Below are 2616 nucleotides of genomic sequence, written 5' to 3' on the forward strand. Positions count from 1 at the left end.
ATCAACGGCTCACCCGGCGCCAGCCGTCCTGCCGCATCGGTAATAACGTTCGTGATTTCCTGACTGGCCGCTTCCAATGTGATGCCATCCAACACCACCTCAATAACAAAATTCACCGGGCGCAATGCGGGTGCCAATACCAGTGAGCTTTTGGCCGTAACGGGGCGAACGTCGTCAATGTGGTCTTGCACCGCTTTAATAATGTCCGCTGACGGCAAGCCATCGGCGGAGGTGATCGCAATATCGACGGTGCCGAGGCCACGGCGTAACGGGTAAACAAAGGCGTTGGTGACACCGGGGACTTCCAGCGCCCACCGGCGATAGTCGTATTTATTGCCACCTGCGGGCGGTCGGCGAATGATGTCGAGCAATCTCGCCAGCAGGCTGGCATTGGTTTCGGCCTCCGTGCCGCCTGCCAGTGTCTGGATAATGGCACGGCTGTTAATGCCCATCGGGGCGCTGACCAGTTCAGTATCCGCAGGTGATGACAGATTACCTGCTGTGCCAGATTGGTTAGCCACGATTGTCACCGTCGCCTGTCCGTGCTGATCCATCGTCACGGCGGCGGTGGTTTTCACGGATACGGTTTCACCGCGCATTTCAGCCCCGGCGGGCAAAGTAGCGCCGGGGGAACCCGTCAGGCTGGCGATGCCTGTGGCGGTGGTGGCGGGTTTACGTGTCAGATTACGGGTACGGGCATGCAGTTCCAGATAGTCGCTGTCGGCGGTGTCCGGGAATATCTGGCGGACAATCCAGCCTTGATGCTGATAAATCCCCTCGGCCACGCTGGCCACGGATGATGCGCGGGCAAAATAATCACTGTCAGCGCCGGTATCGGCATCCGCCAGTTGATTTTTGATGTCCCGCAACAGGTCATCGCGGATTTGCTGAAATTCGGGGGTGATCCACATCAGGCGATTCTCACGGTGTGTTTGAAAATATGTGTCTGCTCTGCGGCATCAGTGACCTCAATCCAGAGCAGCGCCCGCTTGTGCTGGTCACGGTGTACCGTCACGCTGATTGATGCGGCACGGCCATCATCCAATATCGGCTGTAACGCCTGTTCAGCATACTGGCGCACCAGTCCATAAATACGTGACACGTCTTTTTCACGGGTCAGCTCGTGTAAACGGGAACCCAGCGCAGGGTCAGCCCAGTAACTACCCAATGGTGTCATGAGCCGCAGGTAAACCGCATTTTCCAGGCTGTTTGTTCGGGTGCCGGTGTAGTCACCCGTTTGGGGATTTAATAATCTGTCCATGCTGCACAGTGTGGCAGCATGGGTAAATATCAGCAGTTGAGGGGGTTCAGCAGAAGATGTCAGGTTAGGGAATGGATGAGCCGGTATTGCCACCGTTATGGCCGTTCGGGTGTTTGTGGCCGCGCACTGAGATGTTACCCGCTTTAACGTCACCCGTGGTTTGGTAGCTGCCGGATGTCTGGTTGATATTACCCTCAAACGTAGCCCCTTGACCACCCCGGATCGCCATGCCACCGTTACCGGTGATTTGCGCCATCGCGGTCAGTTGCTCGCTGGTCGTCACCATCGGGGTGTTAAAATCGGCTTTATTGGCCGCATTAACCTCAAATACGTTGCAGTTAACCCGATAGGTATCACATTCCACCTCGATAAGACGACCCCGCTTCAATACGATTTTTGCGCCTTCATCGGTATAAACCGCCACTTCACCCGTTTTCAGCCCCGTCAGACGGTACGCGCCGTGCTCCGTGGCAATGACAATGCCGTGTGAGGTTCGGCCGTTCAGGGGCAAGACAATCCCCATCGTGCCCGGTGGCGGGTTGGAGGTGTAGCCATACTGCTGGAAAAATTCCTGTCCCTGAAGCTGTTCGCCTGCCAGTCCTTCCGCCTGAATGGTCTGGACTTTTCCGCTGCTGTCAGTGGTGCCTAACACGGCCCTGAAGGCCATTCTAATGCTGTTTAACGCCTGGTTAATGCGTTGATTCACTTGCGGCCACATTATTGATCCTCCCACACCGGCACAGCCCGGAGTTGATCTTTGCCTTTTTTCTTACTGCCTTTCTTCTTTTTCTTGTCTGGATAGGCGTCAGGTATCCACACACCATCCTCTTTAAATTGCAGTGATGTCATTGCCCCCCCCCCCCGGACGGCCGCCGATGAACTCGCGTCCCATCAGAAAGAAAATGCCGTCAATGCCATGCAGTTCGCTCTGGATGCGTACCCGTTGCCCGGGTTGCCAGAGTTCGCCGTCGGGGGTACGGTGGCCGTGAACTTCCGCCCGGATATCCAGCCCGGTTAAACGGGCATCCGCCATCGCCTTACGGGCGCGGTACTGCAATTGTTGCTGGTTGTCCACATCCCCGTTCGTCAGGATTTGCGGGCGATAATAGGGGACCGTCGGGTCAGTGACTTTAATCCGGTAATTATGGTGTCCGGTTTTCGCCTGATCGTCTGAATCATCGGTACTGTCGGTAGTGTCAGTGACAGTAAACTTTTGAGAGGAAGTGACATCCACCGGCTTCAGCTTCAATTTCTGGTTATCGGTTGTGGAGGCATGGCTTTGTGCCAGCAGGATTAATTCGGAAAAACAGCCCTGTATATTGCGCATGTCTGACAACGAAATCAGGTTATTGCCC

4 protein-coding genes and 1 pseudogene are annotated in these 2616 nt (G+C 55.6%); all 5 read right to left on the reverse strand.

Features of this window, described 5'->3' with window-relative positions; genetic code table 11:
- Nucleotides 1-911, reverse strand: a 911-nt coding sequence (locus AAY47_RS14785; protein ID WP_047770905.1) for a baseplate J/gp47 family protein, incomplete at its 3' end; no start/stop codon positions are given.
- Nucleotides 911-1261, reverse strand: a complete 351-nt coding sequence (locus AAY47_RS14790) for a phage GP46 family protein (RefSeq protein ID WP_047770906.1) — start codon at nucleotides 1259-1261, stop codon at nucleotides 911-913. The genes AAY47_RS14790 and AAY47_RS14785, both read right to left, overlap by 1 nt.
- Before the next feature lie 64 nt (nucleotides 1262-1325).
- The gene (locus AAY47_RS14795) at nucleotides 1326-1979 is read right to left on the reverse strand and encodes a phage baseplate assembly protein V (protein ID WP_047770907.1); all 654 of its coding nucleotides are present in this window, start codon (nucleotides 1977-1979) and stop codon (nucleotides 1326-1328) included.
- Nucleotides 1979-2110 carry a hypothetical protein gene (locus tag AAY47_RS23060; RefSeq protein ID WP_268801997.1) on the reverse strand — a complete coding sequence of 44 codons (132 nt, stop codon included), beginning with the start codon at nucleotides 2108-2110 and terminating at the stop codon, nucleotides 1979-1981. Before AAY47_RS23060 ends, AAY47_RS14795 begins: the two co-directional genes overlap by 1 nt.
- A pseudogene (locus tag AAY47_RS22025) lies at nucleotides 2091-2616 on the reverse strand (phage tail protein); the annotation flags it as partial. The gene AAY47_RS23060 and the pseudogene AAY47_RS22025, both read right to left, overlap by 20 nt.

The organism is Xenorhabdus griffiniae, assembly GCF_001028135.1.
Lineage (GTDB): Bacteria > Pseudomonadota > Gammaproteobacteria > Enterobacterales > Enterobacteriaceae > Xenorhabdus > Xenorhabdus bakwenae.